The 22205-nt window shown below is 69.6% G+C and carries 21 protein-coding genes and 1 riboswitch; of the genes, 6 read left to right on the forward strand and 15 right to left on the reverse strand.

Annotation, left to right across the window (positions count from 1 at the left end; all coding sequences use genetic code 11):
• Positions 1–54 precede the first annotated feature (54 nt).
• The 3 genes from AC07DC_RS26995 to AC07DC_RS27005 form a co-directional block, all read right to left on the reverse strand.
• Entirely contained in the window at positions 55–1080 is a 1026-nt protein-coding gene (locus tag AC07DC_RS26995; protein WP_478917069.1) for an NlpC/P60 family protein, read from the reverse strand.
• 343 nt (positions 1081–1423) lie between these two features.
• Entirely contained in the window at positions 1424–2800 is a 1377-nt protein-coding gene (locus tag AC07DC_RS27000; RefSeq protein ID WP_478917070.1) for an NYN domain-containing protein, read from the reverse strand.
• A 91-nt stretch (positions 2801–2891) separates the two neighbouring features.
• Positions 2892–3170, reverse strand: coding sequence for a hypothetical protein (locus AC07DC_RS27005; RefSeq protein WP_478917071.1), 279 nt, complete (start codon positions 3168–3170; stop codon positions 2892–2894).
• Between the two features lie 140 nt (positions 3171–3310).
• On the opposite strand from AC07DC_RS27005, the gene AC07DC_RS27010 reads away from it, so the two are divergent.
• Together AC07DC_RS27010 and AC07DC_RS27015 are read left to right on the forward strand one after the other, a co-directional pair.
• Positions 3311–4090: a rhomboid family intramembrane serine protease gene (locus AC07DC_RS27010; protein WP_478917072.1), complete on the forward strand. Its 780-nt coding sequence runs from the start codon at positions 3311–3313 to the stop codon at positions 4088–4090.
• On the forward strand, positions 4087–4368 hold the full coding sequence (locus AC07DC_RS27015) for an Lrp/AsnC family transcriptional regulator (protein WP_250975476.1): 282 nt from the start codon (positions 4087–4089) through the stop codon (positions 4366–4368). The genes AC07DC_RS27010 and AC07DC_RS27015 overlap by 4 nt, the downstream gene beginning before the upstream one ends.
• A 48-nt stretch (positions 4369–4416) precedes the next feature.
• On the opposite strand, the gene AC07DC_RS27020 is transcribed toward AC07DC_RS27015, so the two are convergent.
• The 6 genes from AC07DC_RS27020 to ctaE all read right to left on the reverse strand — a co-directional run bounded on the left by AC07DC_RS27020 (position 4417) and on the right by ctaE (position 11686).
• Positions 4417–5790, reverse strand: a complete 1374-nt coding sequence (locus tag AC07DC_RS27020) for an aminotransferase class V-fold PLP-dependent enzyme (RefSeq protein WP_478917073.1) — start codon at positions 5788–5790, stop codon at positions 4417–4419.
• A gap of 45 nt (positions 5791–5835) precedes the next feature.
• Positions 5836–5951: riboswitch (SAM riboswitch) on the reverse strand.
• 326 nt (positions 5952–6277) lie between these two features.
• Positions 6278–7342, reverse strand: coding sequence for an anthranilate phosphoribosyltransferase (gene trpD / locus AC07DC_RS27025; protein WP_478917074.1), 1065 nt, complete (start codon positions 7340–7342; stop codon positions 6278–6280).
• 136 nt (positions 7343–7478) lie between these two features.
• Positions 7479–9113 carry a cytochrome bc1 complex cytochrome b subunit gene (gene qcrB / locus AC07DC_RS27030; RefSeq protein WP_478917075.1) on the reverse strand — a complete coding sequence of 545 codons (1635 nt, stop codon included), beginning with the start codon at positions 9111–9113 and terminating at the stop codon, positions 7479–7481.
• Positions 9110–10162: a cytochrome bc1 complex Rieske iron-sulfur subunit gene (gene qcrA / locus AC07DC_RS27035; RefSeq protein ID WP_478917076.1), complete on the reverse strand. Its 1053-nt coding sequence runs from the start codon at positions 10160–10162 to the stop codon at positions 9110–9112. The genes qcrB and qcrA overlap by 4 nt, the downstream gene beginning before the upstream one ends.
• 8 nt (positions 10163–10170) lie before the next feature.
• Entirely contained in the window at positions 10171–10983 is an 813-nt protein-coding gene (gene qcrC, locus AC07DC_RS27040) for a cytochrome bc1 complex diheme cytochrome c subunit (protein WP_478917077.1), read from the reverse strand.
• A gap of 82 nt (positions 10984–11065) precedes the next feature.
• On the reverse strand, positions 11066–11686 hold the full coding sequence (gene ctaE / locus AC07DC_RS27045) for an aa3-type cytochrome oxidase subunit III (protein ID WP_478917078.1): 621 nt from the start codon (positions 11684–11686) through the stop codon (positions 11066–11068).
• 228 nt (positions 11687–11914) lie between these two features.
• On the opposite strand from ctaE, the gene AC07DC_RS27050 reads away from it, so the two are divergent.
• A complete protein-coding gene (locus AC07DC_RS27050; protein WP_478917079.1) occupies positions 11915–12322 on the forward strand; it encodes a hypothetical protein in 408 nt (135 codons plus the stop codon).
• Between the two features lie 47 nt (positions 12323–12369).
• Here the strand turns inward: AC07DC_RS27050 and AC07DC_RS27055 are convergent, their stop codons facing one another.
• From AC07DC_RS27055 to ctaC, 4 genes are all read right to left on the reverse strand, one after another.
• Positions 12370–13626 carry a L,D-transpeptidase gene (locus AC07DC_RS27055; RefSeq protein ID WP_478917080.1) on the reverse strand — a complete coding sequence of 419 codons (1257 nt, stop codon included), beginning with the start codon at positions 13624–13626 and terminating at the stop codon, positions 12370–12372.
• A 122-nt stretch (positions 13627–13748) separates the two neighbouring features.
• Complete coding sequence (locus AC07DC_RS27060; protein WP_478917081.1) at positions 13749–14147, reverse strand: cytochrome c oxidase subunit 4; 399 nt, start codon at positions 14145–14147, stop codon at positions 13749–13751.
• The gene (gene ctaD, locus AC07DC_RS27065) at positions 14144–15892 is read right to left on the reverse strand and encodes an aa3-type cytochrome oxidase subunit I (RefSeq protein ID WP_478917082.1); all 1749 of its coding nucleotides are present in this window, start codon (positions 15890–15892) and stop codon (positions 14144–14146) included. Before ctaD ends, AC07DC_RS27060 begins: the two co-directional genes overlap by 4 nt.
• On the reverse strand, positions 15889–16839 hold the full coding sequence (gene ctaC / locus AC07DC_RS27070) for an aa3-type cytochrome oxidase subunit II (RefSeq protein ID WP_478917136.1): 951 nt from the start codon (positions 16837–16839) through the stop codon (positions 15889–15891). The genes ctaD and ctaC overlap by 4 nt, the downstream gene beginning before the upstream one ends.
• Positions 16840–17076: 237 nt before the next feature.
• Here ctaC and AC07DC_RS27075 point away from each other — a divergent pair, with 237 nt between their 5' ends.
• A complete protein-coding gene (locus AC07DC_RS27075; protein WP_478917083.1) occupies positions 17077–18474 on the forward strand; it encodes an aminotransferase class V-fold PLP-dependent enzyme in 1398 nt (465 codons plus the stop codon).
• 69 nt (positions 18475–18543) lie between these two features.
• Here AC07DC_RS27075 and AC07DC_RS27080 read toward each other — a convergent pair whose 3' ends face one another.
• On the reverse strand, positions 18544–19518 hold the full coding sequence (locus AC07DC_RS27080; protein WP_478917084.1) for a carbohydrate kinase family protein: 975 nt from the start codon (positions 19516–19518) through the stop codon (positions 18544–18546).
• Between the two features lie 186 nt (positions 19519–19704).
• Here AC07DC_RS27080 and AC07DC_RS27085 point away from each other — a divergent pair, with 186 nt between their 5' ends.
• Complete coding sequence (locus tag AC07DC_RS27085) at positions 19705–19923, forward strand: hypothetical protein (RefSeq protein ID WP_478917085.1); 219 nt, start codon at positions 19705–19707, stop codon at positions 19921–19923.
• A gap of 93 nt (positions 19924–20016) precedes the next feature.
• Positions 20017–21606: a hypothetical protein gene (locus tag AC07DC_RS27090; protein ID WP_478917086.1), complete on the forward strand. Its 1590-nt coding sequence runs from the start codon at positions 20017–20019 to the stop codon at positions 21604–21606.
• Positions 21607–21690: 84 nt separating this feature from the next.
• Here AC07DC_RS27090 and AC07DC_RS27095 read toward each other — a convergent pair whose 3' ends face one another.
• Positions 21691–22044 (reverse strand): HesB/IscA family protein, encoded by a 354-nt coding sequence (locus tag AC07DC_RS27095; RefSeq protein WP_138356207.1) that lies wholly within the window; start codon positions 22042–22044, stop codon positions 21691–21693.
• Positions 22045–22205: the final 161 nt, after the last annotated feature.

The raw sequence follows: 22205 nt of genomic DNA on the forward strand, positions 1-22205 counted from the left end.
GGACCGGTACGCCGGACCGGACCGCGAAGGGTCCGGACCGGATTCCGAACCGGATCAGATCCGTACGCCGAACTGGAACGGCATGTTGCCGATCGCCTCGTAGCGCACGTACGCACCCGGCTTGGGAGCGTGCAGCACCATGCCGTTGCCGGCGTAGAAGCCGACGTGGTGGTGGTCGCCGAAGAAGATGACCAGGTCGCCGGGGGCCAGCTGGCTCATCGTCAGGCGGGTGCCGTAGTTGGCCTGGTCCTGGGACATCCGGGGTATGTTGACGCCGGCCTGCGCGTAGGACCACATGGTGAGGCCGGAGCAGTCGAAGCTGTTGGGGCCGGTCGCGGACCAGCTGTACGGCTTGCCGATCTTGCTCTGCGCGGCGGCGAACGCGGCGGCGGCCCGCTGCGAGGGCGGGGGGACGTCACCCAGGTTGGGCCGCTCGTTGGAGCGGTTCGCGCGGGAGTCCTGGTCCGCGAGGGCGGCACGCTGCTGCGCGGTCAGCGAGTTGAGCAGCTTCTGGGCCGCGGCGAGCTTGCTCTTGGTCGCGTCCTTCTGCTTGCCGAGCTCGGTGCGGGCGCTCTCCAGCTCGGCCATCTTGGTGGTCGCCTGGGCGCGCTGCTGGTCCAGGATGCGCTTGGCTTCCTGGATCTCCTTGAGCGCGCCGGCCTGCTGGGAGCTCACCTGGTCCATCGTGGACGCCTTGGACAGGTAGGTGTCCGGGTCCGTCGACAGGAAGAGCTGGAGCGTCGGGTCGATGCCGCCGGTGCGGTACTGGGCGCTGGCCATCGCGCCGAGACCCTCGCGGAGGGTGTTGAGCGTGCCCTGCTCGCGCGCCACCTGGTCCTGGAGGTCGCCGACCTCCTTCTGCAGCTTGGTCTGCTGCGCCTGGGCACCGTTGTACTTCTCGGTGGCCTGCTCCGCCTCGTCGTACAACTTGTCGACCTGGGACTTGACGTCCTTGATGTCGGGCTTGGCGGGGGCGGCGTTCGCGGCCTGGGACGTGAGGGCGACGGCTGCGGCAGCGGTTGCGGTGAGGACGGTCACCCGCATGCGGCTTGTCGGCTTGGGACGACGGTGGGACGCCACGAAGGCGAGCTCCTTCTTCCTTCAGCCGCCTACCCGGTTGGTCGGCGGTCCCCCCTGCGCCGGATCGTTCGGCCGCTGGTTCCACGGAGTTCGCGGTGCGGCTTGATCAACGGCGCGGAGGTTCGAGCCCCGACCTTAGTGACCTTCCTGTGATCGGTTCAAATCCTTGTAGGTAAAACTTCGATCGCAACATGTTTTCTTTACGACCACCGAACGTGCAGTAGTGGCCGTCTGACGCTGAGTTGAGGACAAACGCCCATAACGGCACACCGAAGCACCAAAGCCACGACCGGGCTCGACCACGATGCTCCGGACACATCGGACCGTGCCGCCCCGGCAGGGCTCAGCCGCGCGCGAGCCGCTTGAGGAGCAGCGTCGAAGCGACGGGCCGCGCACCGGCCTTGGCGACTCCGTCGGCCACCTCACGGTCCGCGGAGACCACCACGACGACCCGCCCCGGCGGCTCCGCCCGCACCAGGCGCCGGATCAATTCGTCAGCGGTCTCCCCCGCCTTGCTGAACATCACCCGCACTCCGCGCGGCGGCGCCAGCAGCACCGGGGCGTCCAGGTCGGCCCCGTCGAAGACGCAGGTGACCTCGGCGCCGCTCTGCGCGGCCAGCACCGCGAGGCCGCCGAGCAGCCGCAGCCGCTGCTTCTCCAACGGCAGGGACGGATAACCGGTCTTGGTGACGTTGTAGCCGTCGATCACCAGGTGCGCCTGCGGGAGGGCCAGCAACTGGTCGAGCAGGGCAGGGTCGTTCTCGGACAGGGCGCGTTGCGCGATGTCCTTGGGACTGATCGTGCCGGGGGCCACCGCTTCCACGGTGTCGGCCGGCCGGACGCCCATGGTGTCGCGCGGCGGCAGCGCCAGCTCACGGCGGAGCCCGGTGGCCGCGTCCAGCACGGTGTCCAGCAGCAGCCGCAGCCGAACACCCTCGGCGCTGCGGCCCTCGCGCACGGACCTGCGGCCCGCCTCGACGGCGGCCTCGGCCTCGGTGACCCGGGTCTTCAGCCGGCGCGCCTCGTTGTCGGCGGCGGCCTTGTCCGCGGCGGCCGCTGCCCGGACGTCCTCCAGCTCGGCCTCCACCTTGCGCAGCGCCGCCTCGGCACGCTTCATGTCGCTGATCGCGCTGCGCAGCCTGCGCTGCGTCGAGTCGATCTCCTTGCGGGCCGCCTCCAGCTCGCCGCGGCCGCGGGCGGCCTCGTCCCGGGCCTGGAGCTGGAATTCGGCCAGCTCGTCCCTGAGCTGCTGCAGTTCGCGGGTGGTCTCGCCGTCGGCCCGTTCGGCCAGGGCGCGCTGCGCCTCCTCGCCTGCGGTCGCGACGATCTTGGCCCAGCCGGCCGGGCGCAGCAGATAGGCGGCCGCGGCCACGTCGAGCGGGTCCGCGGCGGGCGGCGGGGTGCCCGCCTCCAGCGCCTCGGCCAGTTCCGGCTGGGACTCGCGCAGCCGGGCGGCGATCTTCTGCCGGAAGGCGGGATCGGTCTCCAGGGCGGTCGCCAGAGCGGTCGCCGCGAACTTGGCGCGCCGCGACGGGGTGAACCGAGCGTAGGGCCGCAGCGGGGAGGGCAGTTCGGCGAGCGTGAGGCCGCCGAAGGCATCAGCGGCTATCGTCACGACCCGGTGCCGCACACCTTCGGGCAGCGGTCGGTCCAGGGCCGGCTCGGCGGCCTCGTCGGCGCCGCTGCTCTCGGCCTGCGGGTGCCCGCCGGTCCCATCCACCAGTCACTCCCGTCCAGTGCTGTCGGCGCCTCCCCGGCCCCCTTCGATCCCTCTGGCCGCCGCCGTACAAGTCCATTGTCGCCGTACAGGGTCAACCCTGCGTCGAGTCCGCTTCCGCTGCGGCGGCCGCCTCGGCCCCGGCACTGGGCCGGTCGACCAGCTCCACCTGGTCCGCCGCGTTGCACCAGCGGCAGCGCACCGACTCCACGGTCTCGCTGAGCACCTCGGTCTCCTCGACCTTCGCCTCACCGGCGAGGTCGAGGTGGATGTACTCGACGACCTTCGTCGATCGCGTGACATCGAACCGGGTCAGGTTGCCGCACAGCGTGCAGCGCCACCGGGTCGTCGCGGTCGGCAGGGGAACCGGCATCGGACGGACACCTCTTTCAGGACTTTCGGGGTCGGCACGTGGCGTACGCGCGCGTTCCGGTTACCCTACGGCCTCCACGGCGGCCGGCGCTGCGGCGAGGCACCCCCTGACCGATACACCCGTTCCGTCATGATCGGTACATGGTCATCCCGGTCTACGACAAGAACCCGGTCCGCCGCACTCCCGTGGTGACGTACTCCCTGATCGCGCTCTGCGTCGTGGTGTTCCTGCTCGGCCCGATCTCGGGGTTCAACCCCTCCTACGGCTCGGGTGACCAGCTCCGGTGTGCCCAGGCGGTCTATTTCGACCGCTGGGGAGTCATCCCCGCCGAGCTGTTCCACGGGCAGCTGCCGCTGGACCGGCTGGGCCTTCCCGCCGGCTGCCCGACACCGCGCGCCTTCACCAAAACGCCGTTTCTGTCGGTGCTCACCGCGATGTTCGTCCATGGAAGTTGGCTGCATTTGATCGGCAACATGCTGTTTTTGTACGTCTTCGGCGACAACGTCGAGAGCCGCATGGGCCGCTTCCGGTATCTGCTGTTCTTTCTGGCCGCCGGATACCTCGCCACGTACGGCTTCGCGCTCGCCCACACCGACTCCCCGCAGACACTGGTCGGCGCCTCCGGCGCGATCTCCGGGGCGCTCGGCGCGTATCTCTGGCTCTATCCCAGGGCGCGGGTGACGAGCCTGTTCCCGTTCCTCTTCTTCGTCCCGCTGCGCTTCCCGGCCTGGATGGTCCTCGGCTTCTGGTTCGCGCTGCAGTGGCTGGCCGCCCGGACCAGCCAGTCGGGGCCGGGGGTCGCCTATCTGGCCCATGTGGTCGGCTTCGTCTTCGGCTTCCTGGCCACCTGGGTGTGCTTCCGGCGAAGCCCTAAGCTGGAGACCGCAGCCAGGGCGACCCAAGGAGACCTACAGCCGTGATCACCGCGATCGTGCTCATCAAGACCAGCGTCGACCGGATCCCCGAGATCGCCGAGGCGATCGCCGCCCTGGACAGCGTCAGCGAGGTCTACTCGGTGACCGGGACGTACGACCTGGTCGCCATGGTCCGGGTCTCCCGGCACGACGACCTCGCGGACGTCATCCCGGGCCGGATCAGCAAGATCCCCGGCGTCGAGGCCACCGACACCCACGTCGCGTTCCGCACGTACTCCCAGCACGACCTGGAGGCGGCCTTCGCGATCGGCCTCGAAGGCTGACGCGACCGGCCGGGCGTCCGCTGGGCCCGGCCCTGTTCCCGCGACCGCTCAGTCGCGGGCGGGCACGCAGCGCCCGTCCTCGGTGCGGTAGTTCCACTTGGCGCCGTCCCTGACGAGTTCGGTGACGGCGCTCAGGAAGCGCTCCACGTGCTCGTCGGGCGTACCCGCCCCGAAGCTCACACGAATCGCGTTGAGCGACTTCTCCCCCGGCTCGGTCTCCGGGGATCCGCACTCGCCCGGCTCGGTGGGCTCGCTGCCCAGCAGCGTGCGGACCAGCGGGTGGGCGCAGAAGAGGCCGTCGCGCACCCCGATGCCGTACTCGGCGGACAGCGCGGCGGCGAAGTGCGAGCTGTTCCAGCCGTCCACGACGAACGAGATGACGCCGACCCGGGGGGCGTCGTCGCCGAACAGCGACAACACCCTGACCTGCGGCACCTCGGCCAGTCCCGCGCGGACCCGGGTGACCAGGCCCTGCTCCCGCTCGACGAGCGAGTCGAAGCCCGCCTCGGACAGCGCCCGGCAGGCCGAGGCGATCGAGTACACGCCGATGACGTTGGGCGATCCGGCCTCGTGCCGGGCCGCGGTCGAGTGCCACTCGACGTCCACCCCGCCGTCGGCCCGCCGTGCGACCTTGCGGCTCGCGCCGCCGCCCGCCAGGTACGGTTCGGCCTCCCGCAGCCAGTCCGCCCGGCCGGCCAGCACGCCGGAGCCGAACGGGGCGTAGAGCTTGTGCCCGGAGAACGCCACCCAGTCCACGTCGAGTTCGGCGATGTCCACCGGGTGGTGCGGGGCGAGCTGCGCGGCGTCGAGCACGATCCGGGCGCCGTGCGCGTGCGCCGCGTCGGCCAGCTCGCGGACCGGCCAGATCTCGCCGGTGACGTTCGAGGCGCCGGTCACGCAGACCAGCGCGGGGCCGTTGGGGTCGCGGTGCGCGAGCGCCGCCTCCAGCGAGGCGACGGCCTGCTCGGGGGTGCGGGGCGCGCTCAGGTACGTGACCTGCGCGTCTCGCCACGGCAGCAGCGACGCGTGGTGCTCGGTCTCGAAGACGAAGACCTGGGTACCGGCCGGGAGCACCGAGGCCAGCAGGTTGAGGGAGTCGGTCGTCGAGCGGGTGAAGACCACCTGGTCGCCGTCCCGGCAGCCCAGGAAGTCGGCCACGGTCGCCCGGCTCTGCTCGAACAGGTCGGTGGAGAGCTGGGAGAGGTACCCGGCGCCGCGGTGCACGCTGCCGTAGTACGGCGCGTACGCGGCCACGTCGTCCCACACCCGCTGCAGCGCGGGCGCGCTGGCCGCGTAGTCCAGGGCGGCGTAGGTGACCTCGCCGCCGGTCACCAGCGGGACCAGGACGTCACGGCCGAGCACCTCGAGGGGAGCGGTGGCCACGGAACCGGGGGCGCAGGGGGAAACGGGGTGCACGGACATGACGGAGCTCCTCAGGGACCAGGACCCCGGAAGCAGTCGCGAAGGGGCCCGCGCTTGCCGCAGACACCTCGCCTACGGCCCGGTCATCACCTGGGGCACCCCGCCACGGACGGAGGGTTGCCGGACAGCAAGCCAGGGCCAAATCGCTGTCACTCGTGACCTGACGAGAAGTATGCCAGTTGTCCGCCCGACGGCAAGGCGGATTCCGCAATGCGGACGCCCGTACGGGTCGTCCTCCGGACGGGCCGGAGGGGAAATCCGCCACCAGGACCGGCCCGCCTCGTCCCGGTCCCGCGGAGAATCACCGGTCGAGCGGCGGGCAGGGATCGGCCGGACGGGTGCCGGGGCCCGTCCGGCCAACCATGGGCGTCCGGGCGCCGTCCGCTGCGTGAGGTCCCCCCCGGCCGGAGGCCGGGGGGGGAGCCTCGGCACGGCTCCCCCCCGCCGAAGGCCGGGAAGGAGCCGTTCATGATCCGCCGGAAGGGCGTTACGCGTTGCTCGCCGCGACCCAGCGTTCCAGCGCGATCCTGGCCGCGCCCGAGTCCACGGCCTCGGCGGCGCGGTTGATGCCCTCGGCGATCTGGACCTCCAGGGTGGCGGAGCCGGGTTCGAGGGCCACCAGGGCGGCGGCGGCGTTGAGGAGGACCGCGTCGCGGACCGGGCCGCGCTCGCCGGCCAGCAGCCGGCGGGCGACCTCGGCGTTGTACGAGGCGTCGGCGCCGCGCAGGGCCTCGACGGGGACCAGCGGGATCCCGACGTCCCGCGGGTCGAACGCGACCTGGTCGACCTTGCCGTCCCGGACCACCCACACCTGGGAGGTCGCGGTGGTGGTCAGCTCGTCCAACCCGTCGTCACCGCGGAACACCAGCGCGGACGAGCCGCGCTCGGCCAGCACGCCCGCCATGATCGGCGCCATCCGCGCGTCGGCGACCCCGGTGGCCTGGGCCCGTACCCGGGCCGGATTGGTGAGCGGGCCGAGGAAGTTGAACGTGGTCTGGGCGCCGAGCTCCCTGCGGGCCTTGGCCGCGTACCGCAGCGCGGGGTGGAACTTCACCGCGAAGCAGAACGTGATGCCCGCTTCCTCGGCGACCTCCGCGACCCGCTGCGGGGTGAGTTCGAGATTGACGCCGAGCTTCTCCAGCACGTCGGACGAGCCGCTCTGGGACGACGCGGCGCGGTTGCCGTGCTTGACGACCTTGGCGCCGGTGCCCGCCACGACCAGCGCCGACATGGTGGAGATGTTCACGGTCTTCGCGAGGTCGCCGCCGGTGCCGACGATGTCCACCGTGGCGCCCGGCACCTCGATGATGTTGGCGTGCGCGTACATCGACCGGACCAGGCCCGACACCTCGTCGATGGTCTCGCCCTTGGCGCGCAGCGCGACGGCGAAACCGGCGATCTGGGCGTCGGTGGCCTCACCGCTCATGATCTGGTCCATCGCCCAGGCGGTGTCGTCGGCCGTAAGGTCATGGCCGCGCAGCAGCGGGTTGAGTACGCCCGGCCACGAGTTGGCCGCCGAGCTGTCGCCGCCTGCCGGGGTCACAACGCTCATGGTCCACACTCCTGGTGGTCGGGTAGCTACTGCGTCCCCAGCCTATCGGGGGCCGGGCACGGCGAAGGGCCACGTCCATGTCATGGACGGGGCCCTTCGCCGTTGCCTTCAGCCCGCGCGGGGGGTCAGGCGGGGATCAGTGGTGGCCGTGGCCGCTGGTGATCTCCGCATGCTCCTCGACGGTCGGCTTGGGAATCTGGCTGCCCTCGCCGTAGAAGCCCTGCGACAGCTTGGTGCGCAGCTTCGTGATCGCGCCGACCTTGCGCTCCACACCGTTCTCGTCGACCTCGGGGCCGGTTTCGAGCGGCTTCGGCTGGTCGTGAGCGGTGAGCGTGTGCAGCGCCTCCTGGGAGAGCGGTTCGTGCACCTCGATGAACTCACCGTGCGGCAGCCGCTTGATCGTGCCGGTCTCGCGACCGTGCAGGACCTTGTCGCGGTCGCGGCGCTGGAGGCCGAGGCAGATCCGCTTGGTCGCGATGAACACGAGCACGGGGAGCACGAAGAACCCGATGCGCACGACCCAGGTGATCTGGTTGAGCGACAGGTGGAAGTGCGTCGCCCAGAGGTCGTTGCCGCCGCCGACGAGCAGGATGCCGTACCAGCTCAGCCAGGCCGCACCGAAGCCGGTGCGGACCGGGTGGTTGCGCGGCCGGTCCAGCAGGTGGTGCTCCCGCTTGTCCCCGGTGACCCAGGACTCGACGAACGGGTAGACCGCGATCGCGACGAGCACCAGCGGGAAGATCATCAGCGGGATGAACACACCCAGGGCCAGGGTGTGGCCCCACGCGTTGATCTCCCAGCCCGGCATGACACGGATCAGGCCCTCGGAGAAGCCCATGTACCAGTCGGGCTGCGCGCCGGTGGACACCTGGTCCGGCCGGTAGGGGCCCATCGCCCAGATCGGGTTGATCGACGCGAGCGAGGAGACCGCCGCGATGACGCCGAAGACCAGGAAGAAGAAGCCGCCCGCCTTCGCCATGTACACCGGCAGCAACGGCATGCCGACGACGTTCTTCTCCGTCTTGCCCGCACCCGGGAACTGGGTGTGCTTGTGGTAGAAGACCAGGATCAGGTGGGCCACCAGCAGGCCGGCCATGATGCCCGGCAGCAGCAGGATGTGCACCGAGTAGAAGCGCGGGACGAAGTCGGTGCCGGGGAACTGCCCGCCGAACATGAAGAACGACAGGTACGTGCCCACGACCGGCATGGAGAGCACCGCGCCGTCCATGAACCGGACACCGGTACCCGACAGCAGGTCGTCCGGCAGCGAGTAGCCGGTGAACCCGGTGAACATGCCGAGGACCAGCAGCAGGAAGCCGAAGACCCAGTTGACCTCGCGGGGCTTGCGGAACGCGCCCGTGAAGAACACGCGCATCATGTGCACGAGCATCGCGGCCACGAAGATCAGCGCGGACCAGTGGTGGATCTGGCGGACCAGCAGCCCGCCGCGCACCTCGAAGCTGATGTGCATCGTCGAGGCGAACGCCTCGGACATGCGCTGGCCCTGCAACGGGGCGTAGGGGCCCTCGTAGACGACCTCGTTCATGCTCGGGTGGAAGAACAGCGTCAGATACACACCCGTGAGGATGAGGATGATGAAGGTGTAGAGGCAGATCTCCCCGAGCATGAAGGACCAGTGGTCCGGGAAGATCTTGCGCATGTTCGCCTTGGCCAGGCCGTAGATGCCCAAACGGCCATCGGCCCAGTCCGCGACCCGCTCGCCGGCGGGTGCTTTGCCCCGGCGCTGCGGGTTTTCAGCAGTGGTACTCATCCGCGCTCCCAGAAGCTCGGGCCGACGGGCTCCGCGAAGTCTCCGAGGGCGATGAGGTTGCCCTCCTCGTTCACGCTGATCCGCAGCTGCGGAAGAGCGTGGCCGGCAGGACCGAAAATGACCCGGGCGCCGTCGGACAGGTCGAACGTCGACTGGTGGCATGGGCACAGTACGTGGTGCGTCTGCTGCTCGTACAGGCTGATCGGGCAGCCGACGTGCGTGCAGATCTTGGAGAACGCGACGATGCCCTCATGGCCCCAGTCGCGCTCCTGCTTGTCCTTGATGTCCTCGGGCTCGAGCCGGACGATCATCAGGGCAGCCTTGGCGATCTCCCTCTGGAAGCGCGCCTGATCCTCTTCCAGTCCCTCGGGAAGGGCGAAGGTGAGCGAGCCTACGACGACGTCCTCGGGCCGGAGCGGCTTGTTGGTGTTCTGGTTGACCAGCACCTTGCCCTTGGACCACAGGGTGTGGCGGAGCTTGTCCCCCGGCAGCGGTCCCAGATCGCGCAGGAGCACCACGCCCGACAGCGGCACCAGGGCCAGCGCGCCGAACATCGTGTTGCGGATCAGCTTCCGACGGCCGAAGCCGCTCTCCTTCGCACCCTGTGCGAAGTCGGCCAGCACCTGTGCCTTGACCTCGGGCTCGGCCTCGATCGGGTGCCGCTCCGAGGCGCTCTCCTCGTCGGACATCAGCGTGCGGGCCCAGTGGACCGCGCCGGCGCCGATGCAGAAGAGGGCGAGGCCCAGAGTCAGGCCGAGCGAGAAGTTCAGCGCACTGACGTGACCGAACGGCCAAACGTAGATGATCTTGTCGACGGGGAAGACCACGAAACAGGCGATGAAGCCGATCGTGGACAGCATCGACAGGAGGAAGAGGAACGCGATGGTGCGTTCCGAGCTCTTCGCGGCACGCTCGTCGATGTCCTGACGGCGGTGCTCGTGGGGCGGCAGACCGGGGTCGGCGAAGGCGTTCTCTCCGCGGACGACCGGCTCATGGCCCCCGTGAGCCGGTGACAGCTCACTCGGCAGGTTCTCTTCTGACTCTGACATGTCCTGACTCATGACTTCTTGGCCTTCGTGGTCCGGGCCGCAACCCAGATGGCGACAGCGATCATGGCTCCGAGGCCGAAGATCCAGGCGAACAGACCCTCCGACACCGGTCCGATGCCTCCGAGCTCAAGGCCACCGGGGCTGGGGGTGTCTTCGCCGTTCACCGCTTCGAGGTAGGCGATGATGTCCGCCTTCGCGTCCGACGGCATGGTGCCGTCGGGGAACGACGGCATGCTCTGCGGGCCGGTCTGCATGGCCTCGTAGATGTGCTTGGGGTCCACGTTCTCCAGGCTGGGCGCGTACTTGCCGTTCGTCAACGCACCGCCCTTGCCTGTGAAGTTGTGGCACTGCGCGCAGTTCGTCCGGAACAGCTCCCCGCCCCTGGCGGCGTCCGCGCCGTCCGGGCTGTACTGCTCCTTGGTGGGCACCGAAGGACCCGGGCCGAGCGAAGCGATGTACGCGGCGAGCTGGTCGATCTGGGCCTGCGTGTAGATGACCTTCTTCTTCGGGATCTGCGATCCCGGCTGCTGGGCCGGCATACGGCCGGTGCCCAACTGGAAGTCGACGGCTGCGGCGCCGACGCCCACCAGGCTCGGGCCGTCGTTCTTACTTCCCTGGCCGGACGTGCCGTGGCAGCTGGAGCAGCCGACGGCGTACAGCTTCTTGCCCTCTTCGATCGCGAGGGACTGCGCTGTGTCGTCGGCCTGCGCCTTCTGCGCCGGCGCGAACGCGGCGTAGAGCCCCCCGGTGGCCGCGAGCGCGAGGAGTAGGACGACAAGCGCCGCCAGCGGATGGCGCCGTCGTGCGGAGAGCTTTTTCACGGATTACCCCGGTCAGGATCTGTGTCGATGCTTCTGGCTGTGTCTGTCTGAGCGTCGTTCCGGCCCGTGGCCGGGCCGCCGGTTACTTGATCAGGTAGATCGTGGCGAAGAGGCCGATCCAGACGACATCGACGAAGTGCCAGTAGTAGGACACGACGATGGCCGCCGTGGCCTGCTCGTGAGTGAACCTCTTGGCCGCGTACGTTCTGCCCAGGACCAGCAGGAACGCGATCAGACCACCTGTCACGTGCATCCCGTGGAAGCCGGTCGTGAGGTAGAACACCGATCCGTACGGGTCGGACGACAGCGAGAGGCCGTCGTCCCTGACCAGTGCGGTGTACTCGAAGATCTGGCCGCCGATGAAGATCGCGCCCATCACGAACGTGAGCATGAACCACGCGCGGAGCTTCTTCACGTCGCCGCGCTCGGCGGCGAACACGCCGAGCTGGCAGGTGAGGGAGGAGAGCACGAGGATCGTGGTGTTCGTCGCCGAGAACGGAACGTTCAACGCCGACGCGTGTTCCTTCCAGAACTCGGCACCCGTCACCGAGCGAAGGGTGAAGTACATCGCGAAGAGGGCCGCGAAGAACATCAGCTCGGAACTCAGCCAGATGATGGTTCCGACGCTGGTGAGGTTCGGCCGGTTGACCGACGGGTGCGCGTGCCCGGTATCTACTGCTGTTGCTGTCGCCACGTCCGACATTATGTCGGTCCCTTATCTCGCGCTCACTCCGGGGGGTGCCATTCGGTGTGTCCGGCCCTGCAGGAGACCCGCGTGGCCTACCGAAGCCGTCCCTCGAAGGAGGGATGACGGAGCATCGGACGGATCTTGTCCTGGTCCGAAGGCTCCTCGCGGAGCTGTTCACGGGAGTAGCATCCGAGCCACTTGACGACGGACTCGACGACGAATCCTCGACGATCAGGAGGCACGATGCGGGCGACTGCCACGGTGCTGGTCTACAGCGACGACGCGAACACCCGGGAGCAGGTCCGGCTCGCCGTCGGGCGCAGGCCGGCGCCCGACCTGCCGCCGGTCGAATTCCTGGAGTGCGCGACACTGCCGGCCGTCCTCACGGAGTTGGAACGGGGCGGTATCGACGCCTGCGTCTTCGACGGTGAGACGGCTCCCGCGGGGGGCATGGGGGTGTGCCGGCAGGTCAAGGACGAGATCTTCCAGGCTCCGCCGGTACTGGTGCTGATCGGGCGGCCGCAGGACGCCTGGCTGGCCACCTGGAGCCGGGCGGACGCGGCGGTGACCCACCCCGTCGACCCGGTGGCGCTCGCGCAGGCTCTGGCCGGGCTGCTGCGCAAGCGCCTCGCGGCGACCGCGTCCGCGTAGGAAGGCCCTGTCCGGCCCCGGCCCGCGCGGCAGCCCGATCCCGGTGGCTACACCTCGGGACGGAGCCGGGCCGGGGCGGCGGTGTTCTGCACCGCCGCCGCCTTGCCCGCGCTGCCCAGCGCGCTGCCCTTCTTCCAGTCGGTCCACTTCAGGTTCCAGTCGCCGAAGCCGTTGTCGAACGGAGTCATGGTCGCGCCCGCGCTGTTGACGACCTGGACGACGTCGCCCTTGCGCACCTGGTCGAAGAACCAGTGGGCGTTCTCGGTGCTCATCCCGGTGCAGCCGTGGCTGACGTTGTCGGCGCCCTGTGAGCCCACCGACCAGGGCGCGGCGTGCACGTACTCGCCGCTCCATGTCACCCGCGTGGCCCAGTACACGGGCAGGTCGTACCCCTCGGAGCTGCCGGCGGCTATGCCTATGCTCTCGCTCTGCATCCGGACGAACTCCTCCTTGCCCAGGACGACCTTGACGCCGTTGCGGGTGGAGAAGCCGGGCTTGCCGGTGGTGACGGGTATGGTCCGGACGACGCTGCCGTTGCGCTTGAACGTCATCTCGTGCGAGCCGGAGTCCGTTATCGCCTCGACGCGGTCGCCGGTCGTCAGAGACAGCGGCTTGGAGGCCCCGCCGTAGAGGCTGTCCTTGATGCGCACGCCGTCCAGGGTGCTGCGGACCTCGATCTTCGCGTGGGCGGGCCAGAAGGTCTCCGGGCGGTAGTGCAGGGTGCGGTCGTCCACCCAGTACCAGGAGCCTGCGGCGGCCTCAGGAGTGGCGGTGACCTGCAGGTTCTGCTCGACCTTGGCGCGCGCGGCGGGGTCCTTGACGGGCAGGGTCAGCTCGGCGGTCACGGGTTGGCCGACACCGTAGGTGCCGGCGTCGGGGCCGAAGCTGACCCGCAGCAGCTTGTCGGCGGCCGTCGTGTCGAAGCCGATGGTCTTACGGCCGGGACGCCCGTCCTCGTCCTCGGTGCTCACCCGCACCGTGTAGTGGGCTCCTGCGGCCAGCGGGGCGGTGCTGTGCCAACGTATGCCGTCCGGGGCGAGTTCACCCCGCACGTAGCGTCCTGCGGCGTCCGTCGCCGTGACGTCGGTTATCCGGCTGCCCTCCTTGGCGGTGACCTCCAGGGGCTTGTTCGGATCGACCTTGCCGCCGTCGTCGAGGCTGTACGAGACCTCGCCGCTCGCGTCGTAGGGAGGGGCGGCCAGCGGGTCCCCGCCGTCACCGCCACAGGAGCTCAGCCCCACCGCCAGGGGGGTCACGAGAAGTGCGTATCGCATCGCCGTCCGGCGTCGGGAAGAGTGACTCATGGTCACAAGGTATGAAGAATCGCCCGAATCGGCGCGTTGAGCGCATGCGAACGGGCTGGGCCCGGACACCGTGACGGTGTCCGGGCCCAGCCCGTGTACTTCCGGCGGTCTCCCCCGGGGTCCTACTGCGTCTGGTTCTCACCGCGGTAGTACTCGAACACCCAGCCGTACAGGCCGACGAAGAGCACCGGGAGGGAGCAGTACAGCAGCCACCAGCCGAAGATCACACCGAGGAACGCCAGCGCGCCACCGACGGCGAGCGAGAGCGGCTGCCAGCTGTGCGGGCTGAAGAAGCCCACCTCGCCGGCGTCGTCCGCCACCTCCGCGTTCTCGTTGTCCTGGGCTCCGGTGTCCGCCCGGCGGGCGGTGAAGGCCAGGTAGAACCCGATCATCACGCTGAGGCCGAAGGCCAGGAACAGGGCCGTGGTGCCCGCGGGTTCCCTGGACCAGTAGCCGTAGACGATGGCCGAGGCGAGGATGAAGACCGCCAGGCCGAGGAACATCTTGCCTTGGACCCTCACAGCTGCTCCTCCTTGTGGTCGTCGCCGCCGACGAGGGCGCCGCGGTCACTGCTGAGGCTGTGCTCCAGCTCCAGAGCGGCGATCTCCGGGTGGTGCAGGTCGAACGCCGGCGACTCGGACCGGATACGCGGCAGCGTGAGGAAATTGTGCCGCGGCGGCGGGCAGGAGGTCGCCCATTCGAGGGAACGGCCGTAGCCCCACGGGTCGTCGACCTCGATCTTCTTGCCGTACTTCGCGGTCTTCCACACGTTGTAGAAGAACGGCAGCATCGACAGTCCGAGCAGGAACGAACTGATGGTGGAGATGGTGTTCAGCGTGGTGAATCCGTCGGCCGCCAGATAGTCCGCGTAACGGCGCGGCATGCCCTCGACGCCCAGCCAGTGCTGGATCAGGAACGTGCCGTGGAAGCCGAAGAAGAGCGTCCAGAAGGTGATCTTGCCGAGTCGCTCGTCCAGCATCTTGCCGGTGAACTTCGGCCACCAGAAGTGGAAGCCGGAGAACATCGCGAAGACCACGGTGCCGAAGATCACGTAGTGGAAGTGCGCCACCACGAAGTACGAGTCCGAGACGTGGAAGTCCAGCGGCGGCGCCGCCAGGATCACACCGGTCAGACCACCGAAGGCGAAGGTGATCAGGAAGCCGACGGCCCACAGCATCGGGGTCTCGAAACTCAGTGACCCCTTCCACATCGTGCCGATCCAGTTGAAGAACTTCACACCGGTCGGGACCGCGATGAGGAACGTCATGAACGAGAAGAACGGCAGCAGCACACCGCCGGTGACGTACATGTGGTGCGCCCAGACGGTGACCGACAGGCCGGCGATGGAGATCGTCGCGCCGATCAGGCCGACGTAGCCGAACATCGGCTTGCGGCTGAACACCGGGATCACTTCGCTGATGATGCCGAAGAACGGCAACGCGATGATGTACACCTCTGGATGGCCGAAGAACCAGAAGAGGTGTTGCCACAGCAACGCCCCGCCGTTCGCGGAATCGAAGACGTGCGCCCCGAACTTCCGGTCGGCCTCCAGGGCGAACAGCGCGGCGGCCAGCACCGGGAAGGCCAGCAGGACCAGAACACCGGTCAGCAGGACGTTCCAGACGAAGATCGGCATGCGGAACATCGTCATGCCGGGTGCGCGCATGCAGATGATCGTGGTGATGAAGTTGACCGAACCGAGGATCGTGCCGAAGCCGGAGAAGGCCAGACCCATGATCCACATGTCGGCGCCGACACCCGGCGAGCGGACGGCGTCCGACAGCGGGGAGTACGCGAACCAGCCGAAGTCGGCCGCGCCCGCCGGCGTCAGGAAGCCGGCCACCGCGATCAGCGAGCCGAACAGGTAGAGCCAGTAGGCGAACATGTTCAGCCGCGGGAACGCCACGTCGGGCGCGCCGATCTGCAGCGGCATGATCCAGTTCGCGAAGCCCGCGAAGAGCGGCGTCGCGAACATCAGCAGCATCACGGTGCCGTGCATCGTGAACGCCTGGTTGAACTGCTCGTTCGACATGATCTGGGTGCCCGGGCGAGCCAGTTCGGCGCGCATGAGCAGCGCCATGATGCCGCCGAGGATGAAGAAGAAGAACGAGGTGATCAGGTACATCGTCCCGATCGTCTTGTGGTCGGTGGTGGTGAGCCACTTGATGACCACGGCGCCGGGCTGTGCCCGCTTCACCGGCAACTCGTCCTCGTACGACTCGCCGATGGCGGCCGTGCCCTGGTGGGGGTCGTTGAGAATGCTCATGTGGTCTTGGGCTCCGCATTCTTGGCGTTGCCCGTGGTGGCAATGCCCGCCGGGAGGTAACCGGTCTGGCCCTTCTTCGCCAGATCCTGCAAGTGCTGCTTGTACTGCTCCGGGGAGACGACCTTCACGTTGAAGAGCATCCGGGAGTGGTCCATGCCGCACAGTTCCGCGCACTTGCCCAGGAAGGTGCCCTCCTTGCTCGGGGTCACCTCGAAGACGTTGGTGTGGCCGGGGATGACGTCCATCTTCATGAGGAACGGCACCACCCAGAACGAGTGGATGACGTCGCGCGAGGTGAGGACGAACCGCACCGTCTCGCCCTTCGGCAGCCAGAGCGTCGGGCCGGGGTTGCCGGTGTCCTGGTTCTTCGACGCGGGAGTGCCGAAGTCGTAGACGCCGTTGGCGCCCACCGGGAACAGCAGCTTGTCGGCGGGGATCGAGGCCAGCTCCGGGGGAGCCACCGCGGGGGTGGTCCCGTTGCCGTTCACGTCCTCGACGTAATTGAACGCCCAGCTCCACTGCATGCCGACCACGTTCACCACGTGGTCCGGCTTTGCGGAGGTCGCCAGAATCTTGGATTCGTCACGCGCGGTGAAGTAGAAGAACACCGCGATGATGATGATCGGGACCACGGTGTACAGCGCCTCGATGGGCATGTTGTACCGGGTCTGCGGAGGAACCTCGACCTTCGTCCGGCTTCGCCGGTGGAAGATCACACTCCAGATGATCAAACCCCAGACGAGCACACCGGTCGCCAGCGCGGCGGCCCAGGAGCCCTGCCAGAGCGCCAGGATCCGGGGTGCTTGTTCCGTAGCGGGGCTGGGCATGCCAAGGCGGGGGTATTCACAACCGGTGGCGGTCACAAGGACCAGCGCCGCGGCCAGCGCCTGCGGCAGCTTCCGCCGCACCGGGCGCCGCGACGAGCGGTCGGAGCCGTTGGGACTCACGTAGCGCCTTCCCGAGAGTCTCGCCCACGCGTCCGGGTGCCCGGCCGTCAGCTGGTCGGTCGGCCCTGGCGCGGGCAGATAGGTGTGGATGTTTATGCGGACCAAACCCTACTGGACGCTATTTGGGGTCGCGCGGGGAGGGGGTCCAACGCGCCGGGGCACTTCGCGAAGGGATGGACCGGCATGCTCCGCATGCCGCCTGACGGCCCGCCGGGCGACAGGCGTAGCGTGCCGGGCGTGTCCTATTTCGATGCGGCTTCCGCCGCTCCTCTGCACCCCGTGGCGCGTCAGGCGCTGGTAGCCGCACTGGACGAGGGGTGGGCGGATCCGGCCCGCCTCTACCGCGAGGGCCGGCGCGCCCGGCTGCTGTTGGACGCCTCCCGGGAGGCCGCCGCCGAGGCGGTGGGATGCCGGCCCGACGAACTTGTTTTCACTCCTTCGGGAACCCGTGCCGTTCACACGGGCGTGTCCGGAGCCATGGCGGGGCGGCGGCGGACGGGGCGTCACCTCGTGGTGTCGGCCGTCGAGCACTCGTCGGTACTCCATGCGGCCGAGGCGTACGAAGCCACCGAGGTCGGGGTGGACCGTACGGGGCTGGTCGACGCCGCCGCGTTCGCCGCGGCGCTGCGGCCGGACACCGCGCTGGCCTGCCTGCAGTCCGCCAACCACGAGGTGGGCACGGTCCAGCCGGTCGCCGAGGCAGCGGAGCTGTGCCGGGAGGCGGGGGTGCCGCTGCTGGTGGACGCGGCGCAGTCGCTGGCCTGGGGGCCGGTGGAGGGCGGCTGGTCGCTGCTCACCGCCAGTGCCCACAAATGGGGCGGGCCGCCCGGAGTCGGACTTCTCGCGGTCCGCAAGGGCGTGCGCTTCGCGTCGCAGGGCCCCACGGACGAACGGGAGTCGGGGCGCTCCCCCGGCTTCGAGAACCTGCCGGCCATCGTGGCCGCGGCGGCGTCGCTGCGCGCGGTACGTGAGGAGGCCGCGGCCGAACGCGTGCGGCTGTCGGAGCTGGTCGACCGGATCCGCTCCCGGGTGCCCGCGCTTGTCCCCGATGTGGAGGTCGTCGGCCATCCCGTCCTGCGGCTCCCGCACCTCGTGACGTTCTCCTGTCTCTACGTCGACGGGGAAGCGCTCCTCGGCGAGCTGGACCGCGCCGGCTTCTCCGTCTCCTCCGGGTCGTCCTGCACCTCCAGCACACTGACCCCGAGCCATGTACTGCGCGCGATGGGCGTCCTGTCGGAGGGCAACGTCCGGGTGTCACTGCCGCCGGGCACGCCGAGGGAGGACGTCGAACGGTTTCTCGAAGTGCTGCCGGGTGTGGTCCGTTCGGTCCGCGACCGGCTCGGCGCCCCCGGCTCCCCCGCGACGGAGTCCGCCGCCGGGCAGGGGGACGTCACCGGCTCGCCCGAGGTGCCCGCGCTGACGGTCGACTCGCTCGGCAAGCGGTGCCCGATCCCGGTCATCGAGCTCGCCAAGGTCATCGGCGATGTGCCGGTGGGCGCGGTGATCGCCGTACTGTCCGACGACGAGGCGGCGCGGCTGGACATCCCCGCGTGGTGCCAGATGCGGGACCAGGAGTACGTCGGAGAGCACGCGGCGGAGCGGGGCACGGCGTACCTGGTGCGGCGCAGGACCTGAGAAAGACGGCCTCCATGGTCGGCCGGGCTGAAGGAATCAGCCCGGCCGACCATGGAGGCCACGAAGGGGTCAGGCCAGGTGGCTCTTGACCTCGGCGGCGGCCTCGTGGCCGTAGGCCTTGGTGAAGCGGTCCATGAAGTGGCCGCGGCGCAGCTCGTACTCCTGGGTGCCGAGCGTCTCGATGACGAGGGTCGCCAGCATGCAGCCGAGCTGGGCGGAGCGCTCCAGCGACAGGTCCCAGTCCAGGCCCGCGAGGAAACCGGCGCGGAACGCGTCGCCGACGCCGGTCGGGTCGACCTTCGCCTCTTCCTCGGCGCAGCCGACCTCGATCACGGGCTGGCCGACGCGCTCGATGCGGACGCCCTGCGCGCCGAGGGTGGTGATGCGGGTGCCGACCTTGGCGAGGATCTCTTCGCCGGTCCAGCCCGTCTTCGACTCGATGAGCGCCTTCTCGTACTCATTGGTGAAGAGGTAGGTGGCGCCCTCCACGAGGAGGCGGATGTCCTCGCCGTCCATGCGGGCGAGCTGCTGCGAGGGGTCGGCCGCGAACGGGATGCCGCGGCTGCGGCACTCCTGGGTGTGCCGGATCATCGCCTCGGGGTCGTCCGCGCCGATGAGGACCAGGTCCAGGCCGCCCACCCGGTCGGCGATCGGCTGCAGCTCGATCTGCCGGGCCTCGCTCATCGCGCCGGTGTAGAAGGACGCGATCTGGTTGTGGTCGGTGTCCGTGGTGCAGACGAAGCGCGCGGTGTGCAGCACCTCGGAGATACGGACCGACGTGGTGTCGACGCCGTGCCGGTCCAGCCAGGCGCGGTACTCGGCGAAGTCGGAGCCCGCCGCGCCCACGAGGACCGGCCGGAGGCCGAGCACGCCCATGCCGAAGCAGATGTTGGGAGCGACTCCGCCGCGCCGGACGTCGAGGTTGTCGACGAGGAAGGAGAGCGAGACCGTGTGCAGCTGGTCCGCGACCAGCTGGTCGGCGAAGCGACCGGGGAAGGTCATCAGGTGATCGGTGGCGATGGATCCGGTGACAGCGATACGCACGACTGAATGCTCCTGCGGGGCGGCGGCGAAGGTCGGCAAGGGCCGGAAGAAGCCCTGGGCAACACGGAAAAGGCACAGCCATCGTATGGGGTGCACCGCCGGGCGCGGGACCCGGCCATGGGACACGGAGAAACTACCCGATAGTAGGGCTTACCCGTACCTGATCAAGTGCCTAGGGTCGGATACATGGCTTCTACTTCGTCCCCACTGCCCCCCGTCGTCGAACCTGAATCCAGCGCCGAGTCGCTGGCCGAGCTGCTCGGCGACTGCCGCCGGATGGCCCCGCACTGGACGGTTCCCGCCCATGCGGCGCCGTCGGTGGTCGCTCCGTCGAGCCTGCACGGCATCACCGTGCCGCTCGCGTCCGCGCACGTCGTGGACGGTATGGCCGAGTACGGCGCCTGACCCCGGCCGCTCGCGGTCCGCGCGGTGGGAACCGCGCGGGCCCCGGCTCCGTCACAGCTGCATCTGACGGTACGGAGCCGAGGGAGCAGCACGGTGAGCACCGAACGCAACGAAGACACGACGGAGCATCCCGTCCCCCGCCGCCGCTTCAGGTCGCCACTGGCCGTGGCGGCGATGGCCGCGGCGGTCCTGGTGGCTGGCGGCGGCGGGGCCTACTGGGCGACGGCGAACGCGGGCAGCGGAGCCCCCCACAAGAGCCGGAGCGGGCCACCCGCGCCACTGGCGCTGGACAACGCCAGGAAGGGTCTGGCGGCCGGCACGGACAGCGGCGCCGCATCCCCCACGGGCGCGGAGTACCGGACCACGGGACCGCTGCCGACCGGCCCGAAGTCGGCGCCGGTCTACCGGCCGCACGGGCAGGTGACGCAGCAGGTCGCCGAGAAGCTGGCGAAGGCGCTGGACGTACCCGGCCCCGTCAAGCTCGACCACGACTTCTGGCGGGCGGGCGGCACCCCGGACGGCAGCGGGCCCTTCCTGCAGATCAACCGGTCGGGCGAGGGCAACTGGTCGTACTCGCGGCTCGGCCCGATCGCCAAGTGCTACAACATCACTCCGATGAAGCCTGGGGTGCCGAGCGCTCCGAGCGCCGGCGGTCCCGACTCCCCGGTCTGCTCCGGCCCCCCGGTCGACTCGGCCGACGGGGCGAGCGGGAGCTCGACGTCGTCCTCCGGGCCGTCCGGCGCGGGTGGGAGTGCGGTCTCCGAGGACCGGGCGAAGCAGGTCGCCGCACCGGTCCTGGCCGCGCTGTCGCTGACCGACGCCGCGGTGGACGCGAGCGAGACCGCCGGCTCGGTGCGCATGGTGAACGCCGACCCCGAGGTGGACGGCCTGCCGACGCACGGCTGGCGGACCACATTGCGGATCGGCGCTGACGGGCAACTGAGCGGCGGCTACGGTCTGCTGGCAGGGCTCGACAAGGGCGACCAGTACCCGGTGATCGACGCGCCCCAGGCTTTGAAGCAGCTGGAGGCGCCCGGAGCCGGCGGCTCGGACCACGGCGTCGGCGGCAGTTGCCCGTCCGCGCTGCCGAAGCAGCCGACGGCGCCGAGCGACGACAAGACGCTGCCGCAGACCATGCCGTGCGTGCCGGGCGCCCAGCAGAAGCTGGAGGTGCGCGGTGCCAGGTTCGGGCTCTCCGCGCAGTTCGTGTCGGGCGCGCGGGCGCTGGTGCCCTCCTGGCTGTTCGACGTGGCGCAGGCCGGCGTGGTGAAGGCGCACACCGTGGCGCAGCCGGCCGTGGAGGCGCGGTACATCCAGCAGGGTGCGCCGGGTACGACGCTGCCCGGCGGCCCGGGTGCGACGACCGGGCCGACCCAGCCCGCCGACCCGGGGATGCCGGCCGATCCCCAGGCGCCGCGCAAGGTGAAGGCGGTCTCGTACAGCCTGCGGGGCAACGTCCTGGAACTGCACTTCTGGGCCGGGGTCTGCCCCACGTACGCGGCGTCCGCCGAGGAGTCCGCCGCGGCGGTGACCGTGCGGATCATGGAGACTCCCGATCCGTCCCACCGGATGTGCGTCATGCTCGCGAAGGACACGACCCGGACGGTTCAGCTGGCCAAGCCGCTCGGTGACCGCAAGGTCGTGGACCTGTCCGACGGCGCCGTAGTGCCGCTGCGGAAGTAGCCGGCCGGACAGGCCTTGAGCGGTCGGCGGAACGACGAAGGCGGCGGTCACCCAATCGGGTGGCCGCCGCCTTCGTGTGTGAGATCAGTGGAACGAGTCGCCGCAGGCGCAGGAGCCGGTCGCGTTCGGGTTGTCGATCGTGAAGCCCTGCTTCTCGATCGTGTCCACGAAGTCGATGGAGGCACCGCCGAGGTACGGGGCGCTCATGCGGTCGGTGACGACCTTCACACCGTCGAAGTCCTTCACGACATCGCCGTCGAGCGAACGCTCGTCGAAGAAGAGCTGGTAGCGCAGGCCGGAGCAGCCGCCGGGCTGAACGGCGACGCGCAGTGCAAGGTCCTCGCGGCCTTCCTGCTCGAGCAAACCCTTGACCTTGGCCGCGGCGGAATCCGACAGGAGAAGTCCGTCGTTCGCGGTGGTCTCGTCCTGAACCGTCATCTGCTTCACTCCCGGGTTGTTCGGACTGCTGCCACCGACAGATAACCGATGGCCCCCCGGATTCATTCCGGGTCCGATACGTCTTTCCGGCATCAATGCTCGCACACCGGAGGCCGGGAACGGAATGCGTCACATTGACGCGACCCCCATCGTCAATCTGA

Source organism: Streptomyces sp. NPDC045021 (genome assembly GCF_056432645.1).